General features: G+C 74.4%; 3 protein-coding genes. All 3 read left to right on the top strand.

Going from position 1 to position 3,832, the window contains the following annotated elements; genetic code table 11:
- Positions 1-115: 115 nt before the first annotated feature.
- Positions 116-1,876 (top strand): penicillin-binding transpeptidase domain-containing protein, encoded by a 1,761-nt coding sequence (locus tag VR45_RS38890; RefSeq protein ID WP_052709710.1) that lies wholly within the window; start codon positions 116-118, stop codon positions 1,874-1,876.
- Positions 1,877-2,575: 699 nt separating this feature from the next.
- On the top strand, positions 2,576-2,707 hold the full coding sequence (locus tag VR45_RS50365) for a hypothetical protein (protein ID WP_286163657.1): 132 nt from the start codon (positions 2,576-2,578) through the stop codon (positions 2,705-2,707).
- A 2-nt stretch (positions 2,708-2,709) separates the two neighbouring features.
- The coding region (locus VR45_RS38885) for a methyltransferase domain-containing protein (RefSeq protein WP_063772627.1) at positions 2,710-3,832 on the top strand (1,123 nt) is incomplete at its 3' end.

The following is a 3,832-nucleotide window of genomic DNA, read 5'->3' as shown; positions in this document are numbered from 1 at the left end:
ACACCCGCATATGCTGATCCGCGCTCGAACGGATCGACGACCGTCCGTCCGGGCCGCGGGCCGGGATGCCGGAGGGGGCAGGTCCGCGGACACGCACACGCAGGGGGACGAGGACATGCGGGACGAACGGGAACCCGACGGGTACCAGGGGTACGCCGGGCACACCGAGCTCGACGGGTACGACATCGAGTACGGGGACAGGAACGGGGACGAGGCAGGCGCACCGCGCCGCTCCGGCGCCCGGAAGGCCGTCCTGGCCGCCGTCGGAGGGGTGTCCGCCGCGCTGCTGGCGGTCGGCGGGTACGGCCTCCACAACATCGTGACCGCCGTGCAGGGCGGGTCGTCGAACGGCGGCAGCGGCGGCGGCGCTCAGGCGTCCGAGACCGCGGCGAAGACCCCGCAGGCGCCGCCGACCACCGAGGAGGCCGCCGCGGTGGCCAAGGACTTCCTGGCGGCCTGGGGCCGCGGGGACGTCACGGCCGCATCCGCGCTGACCGACCGGCCGGAGACGGCCCGCGCGGCGCTGGCCGCCTTCCAGGAGAACGTGCCGGCCCGCACGCTGGCGCTGACCGCCACGGGCCCGGCGACCACCGGCACGGACGGGGAACCGGTCGTCGGCTTCCGGGCGAAGGCCGAGTTCGAGGGCGCGACCGGTGCCTGGGAGTACGACAGCACGCTCGGCGTCGTCCGGGGCGGGAGCGGCAAGGCCGTCGTGCACTGGGCGCCGACCGTGCTCCATCCGCACCTCGCCCAGGGCGGGACGATCGCCGTGAAGACGCTGCCCGACCCGGTCTCCAAGCCGACCGACCGCAACGGCAAGCCGCTCGAGGGCTTCCCCTCGCTGGCCGCCGTGCTGCCCAGGATCACGCCGGCCGAGGGCGAGACCGTCGTCAGCGGGCGGGCCGTGGTGCTCTCCGCGGCCGGGAAGGAGCCCGAGCAGCTGTACGTGCTCACCCCGCCGAGCGCTCCGCAGGTCAAGCTGACGCTGGACGCCGAGCTCCAGCGGGTGGCCGAGGAGGCGATCAAGCAGCAGGCCGCGGGCGGCAAGCCGGCCTCCCTGGTGGCGATCCAGCCGAGCACCGGCCACATCCTGGCGATGGCCTACTCGCCGAGCGGGCACAACCGCGCGGTCTCGGCCGGCCAGGCTCCCGGCTCCACGATGAAGGTGATCACCTCGGCGGCCCTGCTGGAGGCCGGGGTGACCCCGGACACTGTGGTGCCCTGCAAGGACACCACCAACTCGCCTCGGCAGTGGCACAACGACGAACGCGGTGACTTCCCCGCGTACACGCTCGCCGACGACTTCAGCCACTCCTGCAACACCGGCTTCATCGACAAGGGCCTGGAGAAGCTGCAGCCCGGCACGCTCACCAAGGTGGCCCGCGAGCAGTTCGGCCTCGGCCTGGAGTGGCACATCGGCATCGACAGCCGGGACGCCACGATCCCGGTGCCGCGCACCAATGACGAGGCCGCCGCGGAGTACATCGGCCAGGGCACGATCCAGGTCAACTCGCTGGCGATGGCCTCGGTCGCCGCCACCGTGCAGAGCGGAAAGTTCCGCCAGCCCGTCCTGCGGAACGACGCCAAGCGCGTCACCGCCCCGGGCTCACTGCCCGCCGGCGTCGCCAAGGACCTGCGCGCCATGATGGCCAGAACCGCCACCCAGGGCACCGCCCGCACGCCGATGGCCGGTCTCACCGGCCAGATCGGCGCGAAGACCGGCACCGCAGAATCCGGCGGAACAGCCACCAACAGCTGGTTCATCGCCTACCGCGGGGACCTCGCCGTAGCCGCCGAGGTCGACGGCGGCGGCCACGGCTTCGCCGCGGCCGGCGTGGCCGCGGCCCAGGTCCTCAAGGCCGGCGGCAAGGGCTGACGGCCTCCACCACGCCGTTGAGCCAGAATCGGACCGGCGGCCACACTTCGACGTTCCACCGGTGCCTGGCCGAGATGTCCCGGATTCCCGGTCTGGAGCCGGTGCCCGAGTCGGCCGACGGCGACCGACGGGCCTGGGGCCGCCCGGGCGCACCCGGACGACTGCATCAGGCACCGGGTGGAGATCCAGGTCAGCACCTGACAGCCAGTCAGAAGAACGGGTCCTCACCCGTGGGCCGTCGACCGACTCGCGGGTCGGACCAGCGTGGCCGACCTGGCGGTGACGGGCGTACTGCCCGGTCCTGGAACGACCGGGGCCGGCCGGCGGACCGCTCGGCGACCGGTTGGTCTTCGCGAGGTGGGCGCGAGGCGACCGCGGCCGGCCCGTTCCGCGGCCACTGAGGGAGCCGAGTGCGCGGTGTTCCCCCTGCCGGAGCGGGGTGCGGCGAACGGCTACGGCCCGCGACCCGGCGGGGGACGGCGGACGTGGCCTCAGTGGCGGTGACCGTGGGTGCCGTCTCTCCACCTGGCGTCGCCGCCGCCGTCCGGGATCGCTGTCAGGGCCGCAGGGATGCGGTCAGCCGTCGTCCGGGCGCTTGCTCGCGCCCCCGTGAGCGCTTCCACGCCCCCTACCTCTGCGGGTGCGGGTCGGTCAGGATGGCCGGGTTGGTGTCCCGTTACACGAAAGGGGAACCTGCTGATGGGATCGCACGAGAAGCCGCCGCCGGAGCTGGGGAAGGGCGAGGCGCCTCCGGGGAACGCCGACGGGCAGGTACCGAGGCCGGATCCGGGCAGCGACGGGAAGCACCGCGGCAAGCCGAAGAAGGACTGACGGTGGATCTGGCGAAGCGGCGCGCGGTCCTGGACGAGGCGATGGCCGCGGGCGGGGACTGGCCGGAGCGCTCCCCTTGGCTGCGGGAGGCCGTGGCCGCGCTACCGCGCGAGATGTTCGCGCCGGACCGGTTGTGGCGGTGGGACGGGCACCATTACACGGCCGCCGACCGGCGCGCGGACGCGGAGGGCTGGGCAGCGGTGCTGTACGCCGGTCCGGACGTTGCCGCGGTGACCCAGGTGACGGGCGGGCTGCCGTCCTCCAGCATCTCCGCGCCGGGCGTGGTGGTCGACATGCTGGACTCGCTGCGGCTGGAACCAGGTCACCGGGTGTGGGACATCGGTGGCGGGCAGGGCTGGAACGCGGCCCTGGCCGCGTGGCGGGCCGGTCCCGGGCGGGTGGTGTCCACGGAGATCGACGCCGATCTCGCGGCCTTCGCCCGTCGGCGGCTGGCGGCCGCCGGCCTGGAGGTCGAGGTGCTCACCGGGGACGCCACCACCACCGGCCCCTGCGGCGAACGGTTCGATCGGGTGATCGCCACCTACGCGGTCGAGCGGGTGCCGTGGACGTGGGTGGAAGCGTGCCGACCGGGCGGGCGGATCGTCTACCCGTGGGGTCGGCTCGGGCACGTCGCGCTCACCGTCGCCGACGACGGGCGCTCGGCGTCCGGCTGGGTGCAGGGGCTGGCGCAGTTCATGGCCGACCGCACCGGCCCGGTGCCGCCGACGGCCGGCTGGGCCGGGTACACCGCGGTGCGCGGCGGCGGACCGGCCGCCACCGAGCGGCGGATCGAGCGCGACCTCGCCCCGCTCGAAGGCGACTGGGACCTGCGGTTCGCCCTGCGGGTCGCGGTGCCGGACGCGATGGTCACGACCGGCCGCGACGAGGACGGCGTCAACGCCTGGGTCCACGACGGCCGCACGTCGTGGGCGTCGTTCTCCGCGGTCGGGGACGGCACGACCGTGCTGCACCAGGGCGGGGAGCGGCGGCGGATCGGCGACGAGCTGGTGACCGCCTGGAGGGTGTGGGAGGAACTCGACCGGCCAGAGCCGTACGACTACGGCGTCACCGTCACCCCCGACCGCCAGTGGGTGTGGCTGAACCAGCCGGACACCGACGGGCCCC

The sequence above is a fragment of the Streptomyces sp. NRRL S-495 genome (assembly GCF_000966955.1).
Lineage (GTDB): Bacteria > Actinomycetota > Actinomycetes > Streptomycetales > Streptomycetaceae > Kitasatospora > Kitasatospora purpeofusca.
This window is presented reverse-complemented; position numbering and strand designations above follow the sequence as displayed.

Coding starts and splice junctions, on each gene's coding strand:
- VR45_RS50365 (WP_286163657.1), top strand. CDS start 2,576: ATGGGATCGCACGAGAAGCCGCCGCCGGAGCTGGGGAAGGGCGAGGCG.
- VR45_RS38890 (WP_052709710.1), top strand. CDS start 116: ATGCGGGACGAACGGGAACCCGACGGGTACCAGGGGTACGCCGGGCAC.